The organism is bacterium, assembly GCA_037128595.1.
Taxonomy (GTDB): domain Bacteria; phylum Verrucomicrobiota; class Kiritimatiellia; order CAIKKV01; family CAITUY01; genus JAABPW01.
The window spans coordinates 146,337-166,615 of record JBAXWB010000004.1; the positions used below are offsets into that span (position 1 = coordinate 146,337).

13 protein-coding genes are annotated in these 20,279 nt (G+C 58.1%); 3 read left to right on the forward strand and 10 right to left on the reverse strand.

Annotation, left to right across the window (positions count from 1 at the left end; translation table 11 throughout):
• Positions 1-9: 9 nt before the first annotated feature.
• Positions 10-1,002 carry a tRNA-dihydrouridine synthase family protein gene (locus WCS52_03585; protein ID MEI6166253.1) on the reverse strand — a complete coding sequence of 331 codons (993 nt, stop codon included), beginning with the start codon at positions 1,000-1,002 and terminating at the stop codon, positions 10-12.
• A gap of 85 nt (positions 1,003-1,087) precedes the next feature.
• Between WCS52_03585 and WCS52_03590 the strand changes: the two genes are divergently transcribed.
• Complete coding sequence (locus WCS52_03590; GenBank protein MEI6166254.1) at positions 1,088-1,822, forward strand: 16S rRNA (uracil(1498)-N(3))-methyltransferase; 735 nt, start codon at positions 1,088-1,090, stop codon at positions 1,820-1,822.
• Here the strand turns inward: WCS52_03590 and WCS52_03595 are convergent.
• Positions 1,728-2,708, reverse strand: a complete 981-nt coding sequence (locus tag WCS52_03595; protein MEI6166255.1) for an AraC family transcriptional regulator — start codon at positions 2,706-2,708, stop codon at positions 1,728-1,730. The genes WCS52_03590 and WCS52_03595 overlap by 95 nt on opposite strands.
• A gap of 86 nt (positions 2,709-2,794) precedes the next feature.
• Here WCS52_03595 and WCS52_03600 point away from each other — a divergent pair, with 86 nt between their 5' ends.
• Entirely contained in the window at positions 2,795-4,888 is a 2,094-nt protein-coding gene (locus WCS52_03600) for an ADP-ribosylglycohydrolase family protein (GenBank protein ID MEI6166256.1), read from the forward strand.
• Complete coding sequence (locus WCS52_03605) at positions 4,888-5,763, forward strand: ribokinase (protein ID MEI6166257.1); 876 nt, start codon at positions 4,888-4,890, stop codon at positions 5,761-5,763. Before WCS52_03600 ends, WCS52_03605 begins: the two co-directional genes overlap by 1 nt.
• A 4-nt stretch (positions 5,764-5,767) precedes the next feature.
• On the opposite strand, the gene WCS52_03610 is transcribed toward WCS52_03605, so the two are convergent.
• From WCS52_03610 to WCS52_03645, 8 genes are all read right to left on the reverse strand, one after another.
• On the reverse strand, positions 5,768-7,207 hold the full coding sequence (locus tag WCS52_03610; protein MEI6166258.1) for a sialate O-acetylesterase: 1,440 nt from the start codon (positions 7,205-7,207) through the stop codon (positions 5,768-5,770).
• Between the two features lie 34 nt (positions 7,208-7,241).
• Positions 7,242-12,293 carry a glycoside hydrolase family 2 TIM barrel-domain containing protein gene (locus WCS52_03615; GenBank protein ID MEI6166259.1) on the reverse strand — a complete coding sequence of 1,684 codons (5,052 nt, stop codon included), beginning with the start codon at positions 12,291-12,293 and terminating at the stop codon, positions 7,242-7,244.
• Positions 12,294-12,390: 97 nt separating this feature from the next.
• On the reverse strand, positions 12,391-13,569 hold the full coding sequence (locus WCS52_03620) for an alpha-amylase (protein MEI6166260.1): 1,179 nt from the start codon (positions 13,567-13,569) through the stop codon (positions 12,391-12,393).
• A gap of 8 nt (positions 13,570-13,577) precedes the next feature.
• The gene (locus tag WCS52_03625; protein MEI6166261.1) at positions 13,578-14,852 is read right to left on the reverse strand and encodes a glycosyltransferase family 4 protein; all 1,275 of its coding nucleotides are present in this window, start codon (positions 14,850-14,852) and stop codon (positions 13,578-13,580) included.
• A 13-nt stretch (positions 14,853-14,865) separates the two neighbouring features.
• Positions 14,866-15,180, reverse strand: coding sequence for a Rho termination factor N-terminal domain-containing protein (locus WCS52_03630; protein ID MEI6166262.1), 315 nt, complete (start codon positions 15,178-15,180; stop codon positions 14,866-14,868).
• A 35-nt stretch (positions 15,181-15,215) separates the two neighbouring features.
• Positions 15,216-17,222 (reverse strand): amylo-alpha-1,6-glucosidase, encoded by a 2,007-nt coding sequence (locus WCS52_03635; GenBank protein ID MEI6166263.1) that lies wholly within the window; start codon positions 17,220-17,222, stop codon positions 15,216-15,218.
• Positions 17,219-17,854: a DedA family protein gene (locus WCS52_03640; protein MEI6166264.1), complete on the reverse strand. Its 636-nt coding sequence runs from the start codon at positions 17,852-17,854 to the stop codon at positions 17,219-17,221. Before WCS52_03640 ends, WCS52_03635 begins: the two co-directional genes overlap by 4 nt.
• A 32-nt stretch (positions 17,855-17,886) precedes the next feature.
• Positions 17,887-18,972, reverse strand: a complete 1,086-nt coding sequence (locus tag WCS52_03645) for a glycosyltransferase family 4 protein (protein MEI6166265.1) — start codon at positions 18,970-18,972, stop codon at positions 17,887-17,889.
• Positions 18,973-20,279 lie beyond the last annotated feature (1,307 nt).

A 20,279-nucleotide genomic window follows, 5' to 3' on the forward strand; every position in this document is an offset into this window, starting at 1 on the left:
GGTGCGACTCTATAATCCACTCAATGAGATCGTTTTGTTCAGGGTGGGTTGGGATGACAGAAAGTCATCGGCCCGGGCCCGGGCGGTTGACCAGTCGGTCGCGCTTTGGATGGCGGCAAAGAGGGTGTGGCCAAAGGCAAAGTTCCGGGCGAAGTAGGGGGTAAAGACCTTCAGCCGGATCAGCCCTTTGAGCGGGTCGAAATCATCTTCCATGTAGCGGCAGAGCCGGGTCCATACTTCATGGTGATCAATGCGCAGCTCCGGCTCATGCCACTGGGCGAACATCCAGGGACGCGCCGCGGCCATCCGGCCGATCATCAGTCCTGCTGCTGGAGCAAAGAGGGCTTCATTCATTTGCAGGTAGTCGCGTCCGGTGATGTCCCCGTTGGCGATAATGGGGAGGCGGGTCACCGCCGCCAGTTCAGCGTAACAGAGATGCCGGGGGTGAAACCGGTTCAGGGATTCTTCCGCAAACCGGGGGTGAAGCGTTAAGGCGTCAACGCCCTCGTCCTCGAGCAGATGCAGCCGGTCATGCAGCACGGTGCGCCAATCAGGAGTGGACCGGCCCAGACGGATTTTAACGGACAGAGGGCCGTTAAAATCGTGCCGGATGGTGTGGATGATGTCGCGAAGCCGGGCTGGATCGTCGAACAGGTTCGACCCTCCGCCCTGCTGTTGAACCGTGGCGGCCGGGCAGCCCAGATTGATGTCGATGCCATCCCGCGAGGCTGGCGCCAGGCGGGCAAGGGTGGCCGGCAACCGGGTGGTTTCCGTGACCAGTAATTGATAGATGACCCGTTTTTCCTGTGGACGGCGCTTCAACCAGGGAGACGTTGCCGGGTCTTCATGGACAACCATTTTCGCTGAAAGCATTTCAGTATACAGGGCGCCATACCCTCCGAAATCGGCCAGCAGCCGTCGGAAAGCACTATGGGTGATGCCCGCCATCGGAGCACAGAAGAGCGAAGGCTCATAACACACCCCCCGGAGGGTGAGAGGCATGATACATGAATGAACTGGCGGCATCCGCGGATTCTAGACGTTTAAGGTGGCATGTACACTCGTTTTGCGACATATTTTCGAACCTATGAACCTGATCCTCCTTTTCCCGGAAGACTTTATTAGTGAGCATACGGTGGTTCTGAACGGCCCCCGGTTGGAGCATATCCAGCAGGTGCTTCGGGCCGAAACCGGACAAGCCTTGCGCGTCGGCGTCTTGAACGGGCGGCTGGGAACGGGCACCATCACCGCGATGTCGGATAAAGGGGTCGAACTGAAGGTGACGTTGACGGAGCCACCGCCTGCGCCGCTTCAGGTAACGCTGCTTCTGGCGATGCCGCGTCCCAAATGTTTCCGTCGCATCATTCAGTGCGTCACGACCATGGGGGTTAAGCGGATCGCCTTGTTCGGCGCCTACCGGGTGGAGAAAAGCTATTGGAAAAGTCCCTGGCTGGACGCAGCTGAACTGCAACGGCAGTTGGTGCTCGGGCTGGAGCAGGCCCGCGATACGGTATTGCCGCAAGTCACCCTGCACCCCCTGTTCAAAACCTTTGTGGAAGATGACCTGCCGTCCCTGGTGGCGGGAACCCGGTGTCTGGTGGCCCATCCGGGAGAAGGGGGCCTCTGTCCGGTAGGCCTGCCTGGTCCGGTGACTCTGGCCATTGGGCCTGAAGGCGGGTTCACCGATTATGAACTGGGGCTTCTGGCCGCAGGTGGATTTGAAGGCATCACACTTGGCCCGCGTATTTTGAGAACCGAACAGGCCGTTCCGGCGCTTCTGGGCCGGCTGATGGGGGAAGAGGGGCTGAAGCAGGTCGGCTGACCCCTTCCTTCCGGTTTTGGCGCCATTCCCTGGGCGAAGCACCCAGTTCCTTTTTGAAATACCGGTTGAAGCTTGAGAGAGTTGCAAACCCGGTGTCCAAGGCGATATCCAATATGCGTTTGTCGGTGCTGATCAGCAGGGAGGCGGCCATCTGAAGCCTCAGGTGCGTCAGGTAGTCCTGAGGCGAGACGCCGGTGGCCGCCCGGATCAGCCTCCTGAAATGGGTTTCGCTGACATGGCATAACCGCGCCAATTTATCCATGTAGATGGGTTCCGCGTAATGTCCGGCCACATGCGCTAAGGCGGGGGCCACCCGGTCCATGGCCGTATGTCGTGACACCGTACGGGGAGGAAGATCATGGAGATCGATGCCTCGATGCAAGCGGACCATGACCTCCCAGACTTTAGCCCGGACCGCCGAGCGGTATCCGTCACGGCGCTCCCTGAGCTCCATGACAATGGATTTGACCTGTTCCCCCAATCCAGGATGGTCGAGCGGGGTCATCACATTCCGGAATGAATGTCCCGCCAACGTCTCAACCCTCAGGTATTTTTGTTCATCTAAAGGCGCGGTAATCAACCGGGCCGGGTCCAACGTCAGGAAACTCCAGTGACTCACCGTTCCCGCCGCACTGGAGGCCAGATGCATCTCGGTAGGATTGATGACCACCACATCGCCGGCATTGAAGGGCATCACTTTATTTTCCACCACAAATACGCCTGACCCGTCAAAACAGTAACCTAATTCAAAATGATCGTGAAGATGCAGGAAGGTGATCGGACTATCTTGCTGGGCAAAAGGCCCTTCTCCGTTGATCGGGAAATCATCGGGCAGTTCAATCGGCGCATATTGAAGCAGATAGGGACTCTTTGGTCGTTTATGCATAGTATTTGCTTATTCTTGCGTAGAAGTGAGTAAAAGAAAACATAATAATGGGTGACCATCAATTTTAAAACACTGGCGAGGTGATCATGAAAAACTATGAAGAACTTGTCTATGCGGGCGTTTTGGGAAAAGTCATTGGCGTCTATATGGGGCGCCCCTTTGAAGGCTGGCCAAAGGCGGAGCTCGAAAAAAAATGGGGGATGATCAGCGGCTATGTCCATGAGGATCTGGGTAAACCCCTCATTGTCTCGGACGACGATATCTCCGGGACCTTCACCTTCATTCGGGCGCTTGAGGATTCCGGGCTCTATCAGGACACGCCCGGTGATTTCTTTGGCGACACCTGGCTTAACTATATTCTTGAGCACAAAACCATCCTCTGGTGGGGTGGCTTGGGGCTTTCCACCGAGCATACGGCCTTTCTGCGCCTCAAGGCGGGGGTTAAATCCCCGGCGTCAGGCTCGATCGCCTTGAACGGACACACGGTAGCGGAACAGATTGGCGCCCAGATTTTCATCGATGCCTTTGGTTTGGTCGCTCCGGCGAAACCCGAACTGGCCGCCCGGTTGGCCCGCAAGGCCGCTTCCGTCTCGCATGATGGCGAGGCGGTTTATGCCGCGGTCGTCGTGGCCGCCATGGTGAGCGCTGCCTTCACTGAAAAGCGGATGAATGAGTTGCTCCGGATCGGGGTCAGTCATATCCCTGAAAACTGCCTGATTGCCAGAGTCCATCGCGATGTGCGTGCCTGGTGCAAGGCGGATCGCGATTGGCATAAAACGTTTGCCCGGATCGACAAATCATACGGCTATCACAAGTACGGGGGCAACTGCCATGTCATCCCGAATCATGCCATCATGGTCATGGCCTGGTGTTATGCCCCGGACGATTTCTATGAAGCCCAGCGCATCATCAACACGGCGGGCTGGGACACGGACTGTAATGCGGCCAACGTCGGCTCGGTCATGGGGGTTAAAGTGGGGCTGAAAGGGCTCAACGCCCGCTATGACTTTCAGGGCCCCTTTGCGGACCGGATTCTGCTTCCTACCGCCGAAGGCACCCGCAGCACCAGTGACTGCCTCACGGAGGCGCTTCACATCGCCCGTATCGGCCGGAAGGTCATGGGGTGGGGGGCCGTCCCGCCTCCGAAAAAAGGGGCCTGGCATCATTTTGACCTGCCCGGTGCCCGGCATGGCTACATGACGGAATCCGATCCCTATGGATGCCGGAACACCGCGATCGTTGAAAATGTGGCAGGCCATTCACGCCTCGGGAGCCGTTCGCTACGGATCGCCTTCGCGGTGGATGCCGGACGACAGGCCCGGGTCTCAACCCCGGTGCTGGCCCGACCGGATGTGGCCGGGTATGGGATCGTCTCCACCCCCCAATTGTATTCCGGGATGACCGTGAAGATGACCGGTTCGGCTAGCGCCCTTGAGCATGCCACTCATGCACGGCTGTTCCTCAGAGTCCTGACGGGCGGTAAATGGACGGAAACGACCGTTGTCTTCGGAAAATCGACCCTCCTTAAACCCACGGCGCCGTTCACCCTCTCCATGACGGTCCCGGACACCAAGGGGTGCGCGGTCATTGATGTCGGCATTGAAATCAGCTCCCCGGCCTCGACTCAGGGTGAGCTGTTTGTGGATAGCGTCACCTGTGCAGGAAAAGCCAAAGTTGAATTCCCATCCCAGATTCCCCGGGACGGGGATGCCCCCGGCTGGATTCGCCATGCCGACCATCTAGGGGGGACCTTTTCGGATGATCCGGGTGACTTCACCCATGCCGGAAAAAACAGCGAGCGCGGCCTCCTTGTGACCGGCACGACTGGCTGGAAGGACTATACCTTCGAAGCTTGCGTGAAGATTCACCTGGCCGACAAGGGGGGGATTCTCGTCCGGTATCAGGGACTGCAGCGTTATATCGCCCTCGTCCGCACCCATGACAACAAACTACAATTGATCGAGCGCTACTATGGGGATTCAATTTTGGCCGAAACCACCTGCCGCTGGAAACTCGACCAGCCGCATGCGTTGCGTCTGGTCTGCAAAGGGCGGAAAATCACCGCATTCTGTGATGGTGAAAAAATCCTCGAAGGCGAAGATCGCAAACTGGGATGTGGCGGGGCTGGACTGATCTTTGAAAAAGGTATAATAGGGTTCAACAGCGTAAAGGTGTCCTGATGAAACTTCTGAATTTCGGCTCCATCAATATTGATCTGGTTTACCGTCTGCCGCACATCGTCAAGCCCGGAGAGACGCTGGCCAGTACGTCCCTGGAAAAGTTTGCAGGCGGGAAGGGGAGCAACCAGTCCATCGCTTTGGGGCGGGCCGGTGCACCGGTCTACCACGCCGGCAGGATTGGCAAGGACGGCGAGTGGATTGTCCGGATTCTCAAAGAAGCAGGCGTGGATGTGGAAAATGTCCGGAAGGATTCCGGCCCCACCGGGCATGCGATTATTCAGGTGGCGGATGGCGGGCAGAACTCCATCGTCCTTTTTCCCGGTGCTAATCGGGCCATTACCCGGAAGGACATCCGTGACACCTTGGCCCGTTTCGGCCGGGGCGACATCCTTCTGCTTCAGAATGAGATCAACGCGATTCCCGAGATCATGACCCTGGCGCATCAGGCCGGGATGAAAATCTGGTTTAACCCTGCACCGTTTTCCCCCGACATCCTCCGCTACCCGCTGTCGCTCGTGGATCTGTTTATCGTAAATGAAATTGAGGCGGCAGATTTGTCCGGGGCCAGGGCCGGGAAACCGGCCTTATCGGCTTTGGCCAGGCAATTTCCCGCGGCGCAGATTTTAATGACGCTCGGTTCAAAAGGCGCCATGCTGAAGAGCGGGACCCGGCAATGGACGGTGCCGGCCCCGAAAGTCACGGCGGTGGATACCACGGCGGCGGGTGATACCTTTATCGGATATTTCGCCGCGTCCCTGATCAAGGGGCTTGCCCCGGAAGCCTGCCTGACCTTTGCCTGTAAAGCGGCCTCCCTGTCGGTCACCCGCAAGGGGGCGGCTGATTCGATTCCCGGCCAGCGGGAAGTGTTCGGGTAACTCCTTATTTCTCCACAAGGTTCCAGGAGTCGGTGCGGAACGGGAAGGCGGGGAGGCCTTCCTTGTTGACCAGGTTCCCGATGGGATTATTGGCCCAGTCATAACGGACCGCCACCGGCACCGGCACTTCCGGCGAGGACACAACCACGGTATTTCTCACGATGCGGGCCTGGGCCCATTTGAACTGGCGATCCGCGCCGGCCAGGGCGAACCCCTTGAGCTCGAGGCTGTCCTTTGACATCAGTTTGCCTCCAATATGAGTGAACGTCAGGATGGCCCGGTTGCCATCAAACTCTACCGATTTATAACGCGGTCCGGACCAGACTAATCGTTTCTCTCCATAGACATTGGCCCGTGCCGCCAAGACCAGGCGATGCCCGATGAGCTGTTTGTTCGGCGGGTGAATATTGAAGGGGGATTCAGCCGGGCCCAGAATATCGATGGCGGACACCGCATGGACATGGTCAAGTGCCAGGGCGTAGGACTGGGCGTCGCGCAGGGCGGGCCATTGATCGTTTTCAACGGGGTTAACCTGGGGTTTCAGGAAATTGGCCAGCTCGACATACAGGAAGGGGGCGTCGTTCTCGCCCCAGGCGTGGCGCCAGTCATCAATCAACCCCGTGAACAGGCCCCGGTATTGCAGGTGCCGGTCGGCGTTGGACTCACCTTGCCACCAGAGGAATCCCTTGGCGGCATACGGTGCCACGGGCGCCACCATTCCGTTATAGAAACAGGAGGGGGCGGGTCGCTTCTGGTGCTCGCTCTGCTCCCTGGCGAGGGGGAGATTGGCCGTGATGAAGGAGGGGCTCAGGAAGGTTTCGATGGCCTGACCCGGCACGGCGATATGGACAATGCCGACGGGGACCTTCAATAGTTTATGGAGTTCCCTGGCGAAGAAGAATGGCACGCCGGGCGTGTTGGCGACCATGCCGGGGGAGACGGGCGTCCATTCGGCCTTGACCGTCCGCTGTGTGGTGTCCGACGGCCAGCCGGCCTGATTGGTAGACGTGTTGGCATCCCAGATCCGGATCATCGGGTAATCCGCGTCCTCCCGCTCCCGGGCCGCCTCTTTGCATCCCCCTTCATGCCACCACATATTACTCTGCCCGCCGGCAACCCAGACTTCTCCCACCAGCACCCCTTCGAGGGTTAACTCCCGGGACCCTTTAATGTGGAGCACAAAGGGTCCGCCAGCTTTGCCGGTGGGGAGCCGGAGCTGCCATTTCCCGTCAGATCCGGTTTGCGTGGTAACGGTCTTTTCCCGGAAGGAGACGGTGACCGTGGTCCCTGGCTCATCCCAGCCCCAGAGCGGCGCATCACTATTCTGTTGAAGCACCATGTTTGAACTGATGATGGAGGGGATTTCCCAGCCGGCCAGACTGGCCGAGCAGGACAACCCGAGTGCCACCATGAGAAATAGAACAAAAGCAGAGGTTCGTTTCATGATTATTTATTCCTTAATGACTTATTGAAAGGGGTTATTCCGTCCGGGCGGCCGTCAAGGCGAGCAGAACCGGAATGCCCCGCGTGGGATCGACGGGGATGATATCTACAGACTGGATTTCCACCTCCGGCCGCGGGTTGTTCCACTGTTTCGTATAGGCGACGGCCTTCTCATCACTCGCTTCATAGGGGAGGATCCAGGACGTTTGCGCCCCGGGAAGCGTGGCGGGAATTTTCTGGACGTAGTTTTCGATATCGATCTCCGAGCGGATCGGCACCTCAGCCGTTTGCCCGTCCGCATACGTCACCACGTACTTGAACATGAGGTATGCTTTTTTCTCGCGCCGATCCTTGTCAGTCAGGCGTGTCCCGATACGGGCGGTATGGAGAAAGAAGAGCGCGTCGGCTTTCAGGTTAACGGGGATGCCGGTAATCTGGGCCGGGAGATTACCCGGGATGCCATTGCCGCCCAGCATCAGCACCTGGGGTACCGGCGAGGTGGGCATCTCGTAGATGCTGAACTTCACGCCGGCCATCTTGTTGACCCCGGCCGGCAAACCGGCAAAGGTACGGCTCTTGTTGCCAAACCAGCCGCGCTCATCCTTGTAGGTGGTGGCTTTGGTGTGGATATCCACGGGGGTGAAGGCCAGGTTGGCGCCCACGATCACGGTTTTTCCGCCGGAAAAAGAGGCCTTGAGGTTGCGCAGGACGGTGGCCAGCACGTTGCGTTTCTTGATTTTGTTCAGGGGAACCGCCTCGTTCTCCTGGAAATTCAGGTTGCACAGGACCACTCCGCCGGGCCCCTTGACATACTGCATCATACCGCCCACGTTGAGCATGGGCTTCACGGTGGCGTGGAATTCCGGGCTGCGCTGGACTTTGATCCAGATGTTGTCAATCCCGGCATTATGCGTCTTGGCCGGGTCAACCTGCCACTCACGCAACTCAAGGGTCAGTTCCCTGGCCTGACGCGGGGGCGTGACCGCAAAGGTCCGTGGGTCGCCATCCGGGGGCAGGACAAATTCCTGCCGGTCTTTGCCGTCGAAGAGAAGGGCGATTTTCGTCGTGGGATTGTAATTCACGGACGGATCGTAAGTGATCTCGGTGATGGTTTCCGCCTTCGGTAGGGTGATTTTGATGGGGAAGGGTTGATCATTCTCCGGGATGCCGAAATCAATAATCTGGGGCCACCCGTCGGCGCCGATAAAACCGTTGACGATCTTGTCATAGCTGGCAAAGTCGCTCTTGCCGAAGGGCGCGATTTCGTCATAGTCCACCACATAGGTGAATTCATCCGGCACCGTGAACTCCTCCTCGCGGAACCCGAATACCCGCTTGCCGGAAAGCATCACGATATCCCCACTGGAGAGCCCGGCGGTGAGGGGATTCCGTATGGCGGGGAACTGCACGCGTTCCCGGATGAAAGGCCGGATGACATGTTCGACCCCTACAATTTTATTGTAGTCAGCTAATCCCTCGGGTGTCAGTCCATGGAAAATGATGGTTCCACCGCGCTTCCAGAAGGCCTCGATCGTGGGCATGGCCTTGGCCAAAGTGGCGAGACTGGCGGGGGTGGCGGAGATCACGGCAATTTTCCGGGCCGGGTCGCTGATGGCTGCCAGGGGATCTGCCGCCTTGGCATACTGGAGGCCCATGGCATCCAGGGCCTTGCCCAACTGCTCATCCTGAATGAAGGCCGACACTGCGGCGAATTCCTGTTTGTAGACCAGACTGCAGGAGATCATGTTCAGCAGGATCTGCCGGGCCACCGCATTGGACGCCAGCCGGTCTCCCATCCTGAGTTGGCTGAGCAGAATGAGGCCCTTACCGGTTGGAATTTCGACCAGTGCGGTCTGGCCGAGCCGCGGCCCCACTTGAATCAGGCTTTTGCCGCCTTTTTCCGGCTTCACATACGCGTTCCGGTAAAGGAGCGAGTCAGGGCCGTTCCAGGTGAAGAAATCCTTATCCGCGAACCCCTGCAGGACCGGGTGCGAGCTATCTTCAATATATCCCGTCCGTCCATTTGCGGCCCACACCTCCTTGGCGTTCGATACGGGTTCCATCTCTGCGGGCAATGCCTGGTACTTCAAGGGGAAGGTCTGGTCGAGTACGATCACCGCATGGCCACTGGAGGCATAGGCCGCCAGCGCCGGGGATGTGCTGTCCGAGGCGGCCAGCGCATCGGACCCGATCAGCAGGACCCGGGCGTTGGCCGGGAGGTTGGCCAGGGCGGTCAATGGCGTGAACGGAATTTTTGCCGTGGTCAGGAAGGGAATGACCGAGTTTTGAGGATCAAAGACGGCCAGCGCATCGCTCTTGATCTTTTGTGTGAAGACTGCCGGGGGGAGAATGGAGACGGCCTTAACGTCGTGGAATAGGGGTTTCCCGGCCACGGTCAGCTCCAGTCGCAGTTCGCCCTCAGTACGCGCCTTTACCGCAGGCATGGTAATCGGTTCATCAAATTTCTCGACCGAGCCCGGGGCGATCTTGTGCGTGGTGGTTTTGGAGTAGACCGTTTTCCCCTTTACGGTCAGTGTTCGCGTAAAGGTGAGCGGGTCCGGGTACTGGGTGTCATTGAACACTCCAAACGTCCGGTTGATGGTTTGTCCGGAACCGAAGGTCCAGTCCCACTGGCGGCAGAAAACGGCGCGGGGCGCATTGGCGACCCACTGGGCTTCGCCCCCTTCGCCGAAAAGCCAGAAGTGCCAGGCGGCGTAGTAGCCACCCCAGCGGTACCCCTCCGTCAGCATGCGATAGCAGGTCGCCACGGCATCCTTGATCGCGGCTTTACCCTGGAAGGTAACCTCGCCGCCCCAGGCGGCGAAGTCGGCCGGATCCATCCCGGTGGCAAAGAAATCCTCACCCATGAAGCGGGGGCGTTTCATGTCCCACTGCCAGCGGCCGCGGCCCGCTCCCTCAACGAAGGGCTCATAGGCCAGGTCGGGATAGCGCGTGTCCAGGGTGGCCAGGTAGTGGTCGCCGCAAACGCCAAGTGTATTCTCCTTCATCGCGCCGCCACCATCGGTCATGACGCTTCGCGTGGGATCAATGGCCATGACGGCGTCATGGGTTTTCTTGATTTCACGCTCATACTCATCCATGGCCGGGCTGTTCCCGAGCAGGTTGATCAGGTTGATGAAGGCAAACTCATTTTCAATACTCCAGATCTGGATGGAGGGATGGTTGCGCTCTCCCTTGACCTGGGCGACACACTGCTCAAGCCAGTTTTTCATGAGCGCTTTCTTGATGGTTGAACCTCCCTGCTGCTTGACGGTAACCGGGTCGCTTTCAATAAAATTCGAGCCGATGGTCTCGCCATCAAGGGTGGCATTCCGGCGGATAACCACCCCGTTGCGATCAAAGAAATCCAGGGCGGTGTGGGGTTCCATCCCGTACCAATGGGGGTCATTGGCGGCCTGACCCGCCGTGGAAAACCGGTGAGTGCGCATATTCCGGTTGGTGAAGCTGGCCAGCCACTGGTTGGTGGTTGAGCCTGAGGGGCTGACGTCCGCCCACATCCGCCAGGGCACTCCGTTCAGCGTGAACTGGGTTCCCTGGATGACCCACTCGCGGAACCCGAAGGGGATTTCATGGGTATCGATAAGGGTGGCCCCTTTCACGAGGGTCGTACGGAGCCGGTAGAGGGTGGGGGAGTCGGGCCACCAGAGATGGGGGTCGGTCCAGGAGCCGCTGAGGGTCAGCGTGGTGCTTTTCCCGGCAGGCAGGGTGAAAGGCTGGCCTTTGAAGGTCTTGACCACCTTGCCGGTCTCCCCGTCAAGCGCTTCCTGGCGGATTTCACCGGTCTGGTCGGTGTCGGTGGTATTATTGAGGGTGACTTCGGTATCGAGCGTTTTCCGTGCAACCGAGGGCTTCACGAAAAGGTCTGACACGTAAATCCGGCCCGCCGCACTGAGCGTGGGAGTGGCCAGGATGCCCGCTTGCGGGCAGTTCCATACGGGATAATCGAGATCCTGAAACCCATTGGAAAAGAATCGGATGGGGACATTGAAGGTCTTGCGGAGTTTCAGGGGGCGGGCGGGATCGGCAGACCGGGCATACCAGGTGTCCCGGATCCCCACCCAGATTTCATTCACCTGACCGGGCTTGATACCCCGGGTGACATCCACCGAGAACCGGCAGAAGGGGTTCTTCTCGAAGCCGCAGTAGGTCCCGTTGACGTAGACGGTGGTGTTCAGGTTGTTCAGCGGAAAATCAATCATGAAGCTCCGCCCGGCCAGGGAGGCCGGCACATTGACACGGGTCCGGTACCAGAGCCGGTGGGCGAAAACGAGGTCCGGTCGGCTTTTGTTTTTGTCGGAGGGAACCGGGATGGCCGTAAAGGCGGTGTGGGTGGGCAGGCCTTTGATCGGCTCGGCCACCTCACCGGGCATCTGTTCGTCATCACGGGTCACTTCCCATTGGCCGCCCAAGGCAATACTGGAGCGTTCGCCGGGTTTGGCATCGGGGAGAACAAAGACATTCCGGGAAGCGGCTTCATCTTGCCCGGTGCGCCCGGTTTCATCCGGCTTGAATTTGGAGTTGGGGTGGAAGGGGCCCTCGTGAAGGCAAATGGCATCACTGGCGTAAAGGATGCGGTTGAACTTGCCATTCTCTTTTTTGTTTTTGGGGAGCCGGATCGTCAGGGTGTGCGGTCCCGCCGGCAGGCTCAGGTCGCCCAGTTTCAGCCAGGCCACTTCGCGGAAGAACGAAATTTCCATCAGATCGGTGGTGAGGTCGTCAGGATGGGCGGTTTTCCATTCACCGCCATCAAGGCTCCAGTCGAAGGATGAGCGGACGAATTCATAGCCGATCCGGTTCCAGATTTCATAGGAGGCCGCCTGGGTGATCGAGAAGGGGTATTGAATCAGAATCCCTTCAGCAGGAATGTCTTTTTCAATTTTGCCTTCTTCAACGGAGTATTGCAGCCATTGACCGCCTGAGAGGATCCCGATTCCCGTTTCACCACTCTGGACCGCGACATTTGATTTCCCGGCCTCGCCCTCCAGCCAGACAAACCCACCCGCCTGGCTGATGGAGGCCGCCAGTGAAATCCCGACCAATAACGCACTCTTGATTAACGTTTTCATAGGGGTCCTTTTTTGCTCAGGCATTAATTAGTAACGATACAATTATTACTTTAGTTGATGAGAGTCAAGTGGGTTGTGAAAGAGCGGAGACAAGACACTAGCGGACGCTGAGGCGCTCGGAAAAATCAGTCAGGATGTTCATGAAGTTGATATAGGCGTCGTAGGGAGAGTGATAGGGGTTGGAGGGGGCGCTCCCATGAGGTTCGCTGAGCTGTTTGGTGTCCATGTACCGGAAATGGTCTGACACCTGTAACTGCCGCCAACTGGAAAGAATGGCGGGATCGGGATGGGTCTTCACTTCTTTCTCAAGCAGGTAGAGACCGTGAAGGGCATCCTTTTGCATCTCATTACCGATCAAGTCGTGGGATTCCTGTTCCGCCGCTTCCCATGAAGTGAATCCCGGGATGGAGATGGACCCGCAGGGCGGGGTGGAGTGAGCCGTTTGCGCAGGAGTTTCAAAGGTGAACCCTTTATAGGCCAGCAACGCACCGGGGAAATCGTGCAGGAATTCAAGCGCCCCGGCGTCCCCTAAGGGATGTTCATCGAGGGTATTCAGGTTAACCGATAGGGCCGCCACATCCCCCTGTTTCTGGGAAAGGAAACTCATGAACTTGCCGGCAGAGAGCGGTTTATCCGAGGCGTTGGAAGCAGATGAAAACCGGGCGATATTGTCCGCCAGCAGGTTGGTTTCAAACAACACTTTGAGATTCGGGTAGGCGGCCGGCTGATAAACCCGATGGGGTGAGCGGCCGTCCAGCAGCCCCTCCGTCCCATTGGCCAGAATGACGTTGAACCCCAAGGCATCGGCTTCAAGGGCAAAATCATTGTTGTAGTTGAGCGCATGACAGTTGAGTGTACCGGGGGTTACCCCGAGCAGCGCGTGAAGTTGCTGCCGGTGCAATTTGACCTGTTCGCGGAATTCAGGCCTGGAGAAAAGGAAGGCGAGGGAATGGGCGCTTGGCTCGCAGATGAATTCCACGCAACCGGATTCGGCCAGATGTCGGAATTGGGTGAGGAGCTCCGGCTGGAACCGTTCAAAGTGGGTGAGGGCCACTCCGGACAGGAGAACGGCCAGACGGAAATCACCCCGGTATTCATTGATCTGTTTCAGCAGGATCCGGGTGGCCGGGAGGTAACATTGAGTCGCGATTTTATCCAGCTGCGCGCACGTGGCCGTCTCATCGGTGTAGTTGGTAGATTCACCGATATCAAAAAAGGAATAATGCCGCAGCCGGGGCGGTTCATGGACTTTCAGGATGAGGCAGACGGAGGGCATGATGGGGGTTAGCTGAGAAGCTTGTTGTAAATGAGTTGAATGCGCGCGGCGGCCACTTCCCACCGGATGTTTTTGAGATCCTTGCGGCCGTTACGGAGAAGTTCGTGGGACAGCACGGGGTATTTAAGGACGGCCAGGATCTTATTGGCGATATCGGCGACATCCCAGAAGTTTACGGTCAGGGCATGTGGCAGGACTTCATTGACCCCCGCCTGGTTTGAAATGATGACAGGCACATCATAAAGCATGGCCTCCAAGGGCGAGAGCCCGAACGGTTCAGAGGCGCTGGGCATGACATACAGGTCGCTCATGGCATACATCCGCTCCACATCATGGCCACCCAGGAAGCCTGTGAAATGGAAATGACGCCCGAGCCGGAGTTCCCCGACGCGCTCGATCATACGGGGAAGCATGTCGCCGGAACCGGCCATCACAAACGTGACATTGGACATTTTTTCCAGAACCCGGGCAGCGGCCTCGATGAAGAAGTCCGGCCCTTTTTGTGAAGTGATGCGCCCCAGGAACAGGACGACCTTCTCGTTACGGGGGCGGGCGACATGATAGACTTTGCCGATGTTCCGGCGGGAGACCGCATTATGAACCACACTGACCTTTTCGGGCGGAATCCCGTATTGGTCCAGGATCAGGTTGCGGGTGTAATGGCTGACCGCGATCACGTGGTCGGCCTCCTGCATCCCGAGCTTTTCAATATCGAAGATGCCCTGGTTGCGGTGGTCCCCACTGCGGTCATATTCCAGCGAATGCACATGCACCACCAGGGGTTTACCCGTGGCGCGTTTGGCCCGGATGGCGGCGGGAAAAGTCATCCAGTCATGCGCATGGATCAGGTCGAAATCATCGCCCGCCGCAAGATCCTCCCCGACCTCGCTATAGCGCGCCACTTCGGCCATGAGGTTCTGGCCATAATGGGCCGGGGGCACGATGACGCTGGGCTGGGCCGGGTGCTCAACGGCCCGTTCCGTCGCGGCGTTCAGGACGGTAAGGTATTCGGCGTCATTCAGGTATGGACGCAGAATGGAGTCGAACGGCTTGATGTTGAGGCGTTCGAAAAATTCATCCGTGGTGGGCGGGTATTCCAAGGTGGACTCAGAGGCGGCCACCAATTGCACATGCGTCTTGGTGGCGGGCCCTTCCGCACGGGGAACCACGAATACAATCTCTGCCCCGTGATGGGAGAGCGTGCGTGTAATTTCATAGCACGCTGTCCCCAAACCTCCGCTGATGTGAGGTGGAAACTCCCAGCCGAACATCAAGATTCGCATACGGGTGGATACCTCAGATGATGCAGTCGATTCTCCAGCAGCAGACCATATGGGGGCAGGCAGGGGTGCCTGTACCAAAGCAGGGGGTGTTTTTTTCAGCCGACTGGATGGCTAAAATAAGTTCTGCCTTTTTCAACTTGCCAGGGTTCACGCCCATGGCTTGGGCTTTCGCTTTGATGTCGGCCAGGTCCATGCCTGATTTTTTGACCTTGGCAGGGGCCGCCTTGGCAGGGGCTGCCGCGGGCGTGGCTTTTTTGGGCTTGCTCGCAGTGGCGACAGGGGCTTTGGCTTTGGGTTTGATGGCCGTTTTGGATTTTACCGTCTTCATCTCGTTTTTCCTTTATATAAAAATGTGCGGGCATCTTATCGGGAACAGGCGCGTCCGCAAAGCGTAAAAAGCCGGATTAATTCGGCACTGCTCCAGGCCTGGGCGGGACACCCGTTGGGGCGCTGGGGAGCGTCCCCGTCAAAAATTTCAGGGACATTGATTAATCCCCGCCCGGTCAGGCTGTAGTCCAGCAGGGGTTGCAGGCTTTGGGTTAGCTCCCGGGCCGCCTTGGCGGGGCTGCGGCTGGTTTTCAGGACCGCCTCACCGTAGTGGCCCAGCAACCAGGGCCACACGGTACCTTGATGATAACAGGCGTCGCGGGTGGGCTGGTCGCCCTCATAGCGGCCGCGGTAGGCAATATCATGCGGGGAGAGGGTTCGCAGTCCGTAGGGCGTGAATAATTCCCTCCAGACGGTTTCGACGACCCGCTTGCGCTGCGGGGCGCTCAACGGGGAGAAGGGGAGCGAGGCGGCGAAAATCTGGTTCGGGCGAATGGCTTCGTTGAGAATGCCGTCGGCAAGGGAATCGGCCAGATAGCCGGGTCCTTCCAACCAGAACGTGGCGACGAAGGCCGCCTTGAGCCGTTTGGTGAGATCTTTGGGCCAGGGGAGTTTTTCGTTGAAGTCTTTGGCGAGGGCCTCGCAAAAGACCAGGGCGTTATACCAGAGCGCATTCAGTTCAACGGCCAATCCGTAGCGGGGGGTCACCGGTTCGCCATAGGAGGTGGCATCCATCCAGGTCAGCTGGGTGTGGCGGTTGCCGGCGTGCAGGAGCCCTTCGGGCGTCATAAAGACATCATAGTGTGTGCCGGCCATGAAACGGGTGGCAATGCGTTTCAACACCGGCCAGAGGATCTCCTGAAGCGTTTTCCGGTCCTGAGTGCATTCCCGCATTTGCTGAACCGCCCAGAAGTACCACAGCGAGGCATCCACCGAATTGTAGGCGTGGTGTTCCGGGTCAGCGGCAAAGCAGTTGGGAATCAGGCCGTCCCGTTCATGCGGGGCGACCGCCTTGAGGATTTCAATTCCGAGTTCCGGCCGGCCGGAATAGAAGGTGAGGCCCGGCAGGCTGATCAGGGTATCGCGACCCCAATCATCAAACCAGGGATAGCCGGCAATGATGGTGGCCCGGGCGGTACCCGGGGTGCGGATGGTAAAGGGCAGGCCACTGCGGATGAGGGCCGGCAGGGGCTGGGTGATATCGGTGTCTCCCACGTGATGGGCAACGGCCTCGGCCGCCTGCGTAGAGGCGAGACGGCGGCGGGTTTCGGTCTCCCACAGGGCGTGCAAGTCCGGCTGGCTCGAGAGTGACGCCGAAATAATGACCCGTTGCTCAGGGTGCAGGGTGATCTCCAGGGGACCGGGGCAGAAGCAGTCCTCGTGATAATCATAACCCCGCTCCGCTTCCAGGAAGTATTCGAGATTCCGGTACCAGACGGGGCGCGAGGCAAAGGTCGGGGAGTGACTGGCCTGGATGAAGAGGGGCGGTAAGCCATCGTAGGGGTGGATCCGGATTCCGTCCGCAAGCAGGGTCGGGACGGTGTGGATATAGGCATCCTCCTGCTTCAATTCGTGATGACGGCGAAAGGCCAGTAACGGGTTCAGGCGGAGGGTGACCGGGTGCTCGGCCTGCTCCAGCTGATATTCCACCAGCACGGTGTTTTGTCCCTGCACCATCAAAATGCGTTTCCGGATCATCATCCCCTGGATCTGGTAGTGGAACACGGGCCCTTCCGCCAGATGGAATCCGATCAAACGCCGGTGTCCGTCAGGGTGCATGACGCCGGGATAGCAATTGCTCGAAAGCGCAAATTCACCCGCGTCGGTGACAATGGAGTCTTCGTATTTGGAAAGCAGGGTAAAGCGGCCCGCCGGGTCTGCCAACCCCGCGACCAGCAGGCCGTGATATTTCCGGGTATTGCAGTTATGAATGGAACTCGAGGCGTATCCCCCGAGGCCATTGGTCTCCAGCCATTCTGTGCGCAGGGCGGTGTGAAGGTCCTGGCATTGCTCATTGGTAAGGCTGGGGCCGATGGGGGTCATTGGGGCGGCGTCGCCTTTCCATACTTGGCCTGGCGTCGTTTGTGGAGCCAGGCGTAAATGGCGATGAGAAGGGCACAGCCGAGGATGACGCTGATCGTGCAGATGTGGGAATACTTCTTGATGAGATCCAGGTTCTTCCCGCACAGAAAGCCGATATAGGCCAGGATGCTGACCCAGATCGCGGAGCCGATGCCGGTATAAAGCAGAAAGTGGGACATTTTCATGCGGGTCAAGCCGGCGGGAATGGAAATGAGGTGCCGGACAACGGGAATCAACCGGCCGGTAAAGGTACTGATCTCCCCGTGCGCGTGGAAGAAACGTTCCACCATGGCGAATTTGTCAGGCGGGCAGAAAAAATATTTCCCGTATTTCAGGAAGAAAGGGCGGCCCAGCCACATGGCCACGCTGTAATTCAGCAGGGCCCCGAGCCAGCTGCCCAACACCCCGAGGAAGATGACCAGCGGCATGCTCATCGCGCCGGTTGAGACCAGGTAGCCCGCCTGGGGCATAACCAGCTCGCTGGGGATCGGAAAGACAGAACTTTCCAGTGTCATCAGAAACACGATGCCGGGATACCCCATGTGTTCAATGATGTCGACATTCAGCTGAAACAGTGACGCAAGAAATTCCATTGTTCAATCTCCTGATAAAGACGGTATTTGTGTCATAAGCGCCTCGTTGAAGGCAAGCAGAGTGATTCATAAAGTTGAATGGTTTCATCAACCGTTCTGGAAAACGGGAACTGCGCCACAATGCGTTGGCGGCCGTTCAAGCCATGCTGGTGGCGAAGGGGGCGGTCAACCGCATAGGTTTGGATGGCGTCGGCCAGGGCGCGGGCATCCCCGGGCGGGACGATCTTTCCCGTCCGGTCATGCTCAATCATTTCCACCATGCCCCCGACGGCGGACACGATGCAGGTGACCCCCATGCACATGGCTTCGATCACGGCTTTTGAAAAGCCTTCATTTTGAAGGGTCGGCATCACGAATAAATCACAGGCCCCCATCAATTGCGGGGCATCCATGCGGAAGCCCGCCAGGTGGATTCGCTCGCGTACGGGGCTGTTGCCGATCAGCTGGTTGACTTCGGCGTCTCCCGTTTGGCCTACCAGCAGCAGATGAACGGGCAAGGTCGGGGCCAGCTGGCGCAAGGCTTCGATCAACACCGGCACGCCCTTGATGGGGCGCATATTGGCAATGCAGCCAATGACCACGGCTCCGTCGGGAATGCCGAATTCCTGCAGACTGGAACGGGGGGCCGCCTTGAACCAGGACGGATCCTGGCCTTTGTAAATTTGCTTTAAGCGGGTCTGGGGGATTCCCCGGGAGCTGAGATAGCTTTGAACGGCTTTGGAAACGCAGACAATCCGATCCACGTGGGGGTTCAAGATCGCCAGGTAGGAGGAGGGATCCCAGCGCCGGAGGTGGCCCATGGTGCCACAATAGCCGATCCGTTTGACGGGGATGCCTATGGACGCAATGAGGCTGTTGGAGAGGGCGCGACTGTTGAAGGCGTGGACAATATCATAGCCGCCGGTTTTGAGCAGGTGGCGGATGGTCCGGATGGCGGCGAGATCCAGCCGGGCCTTCATTTTCTTGTGGGTCATCGGGAAGCCGGCCGCTTTGAGGGGATCAAAGTAAGGGGACGTGGTGTCGCACAGGAGGTCCACCTGAACTCCCCGGGCGGCCAATTCAGGAAAGAGGTGGGCTTCCGGGCGTTCACCGACTCCAGCTACTAGTAATACTTTCATAAGCGGGGCGCATGATAGTTCGCGAACGGGGGATTGAACAACACTATTTTCGCCGATACCTTTTTCATCTAATGGAGGGGTCCGCTCCGTCGGAACCAGTTGGATATCACCCTTTGGACGAGTGAAACCGAAAGATTAAGAATTTGAACAGAAGGCCGCAAAGCTCGCAAAGGCGGCTGTGACGAGTACGTCGCAGCCGCGGTGTTGATAAATATTGAAATTCAATGCCCTAGTGTTAGCGCCGCAGACAAAACTATTGCTCCCTTCGCGGTCTTTGTGTGCTTTCATGGCCGCCAAAGTGGCAGCGGCGTCTCGCCGCTGGAAATTAGGCCCTGGTGTGCCTTAGCGTTGACCGCCGGAATATCGAGGAGGATTGATCATATGCTAAAACCTGCAAACAGAGTTTTAGCAATAGATCAAGCAAGTCTGAATCAGGCCTGCGGACTGGCGTGTTTTCACATAGGCATCATATAGACTGAAGTACCCATGTTCCGTAAAGTAGGCATTGTTCCATCGCTGATGATCGCGTCCACGACCCCGCCCTTTCAGGTGTGCTCGCTTTCGCAGGATCGCCCTCAGCCGTCCCCTTAGCCGGTGCTTTTCGTTATCAACATTCACCCAGCACCGCCCGCGATGATATATTCAACCCCGTGATCGCTGAACAACTTGAACAAATCTCTGAAGTCTGGCTGAATTTCCATGGTATTGCCGTCGTAATACTTCGACCGTGCTCACGCGCTCATCCCGGGATTTGCCAAGCCAATAGGATAAGTCCTGGTGTGGGGACGCAGTCTTCAATCCTGATTTGCTTATAACCCTCGTAATCATGACGTTAATTTAACATGTCTGGTACATGATAAAAGACTACTTTTCAGGAAAACCGGGGACAGGTGCGTAGTCCAATCAACTCAAGACAGCAACGCTCAATCTGCCCGGATTTCCGCTTTCCCAGGAAGGCTGTGAGAGGTTTGCTGGGTTTGCGTCTCCTCAATGGAGGGCGCTGCTCTGTCAGCGCCGGTGTCGTTATAGCGGCCCATCTTGAGTCCATCCTGGACTCCGGTGTTGTTGCCTGCTTGTGTCGCCCTGATCGCTGGCGCTGACTGAGCAGCGCCCTCCATTTTGGGAGAGTAGCTATGAGGAGTTGATCCTTGCGTGGTCCGGGTTATAACCGAAAGCCCGCCTACGCGCGTACACGCGGGCCTTTCTCTTTTCGTTTCAACAATCTGACAGCTCAACAGCCGCGCCGCAGGTGCCTGTCCCAACCAATGCCGGCGGCGCTTTGGAAGGCGAGGGGAGCTATTTCGGCT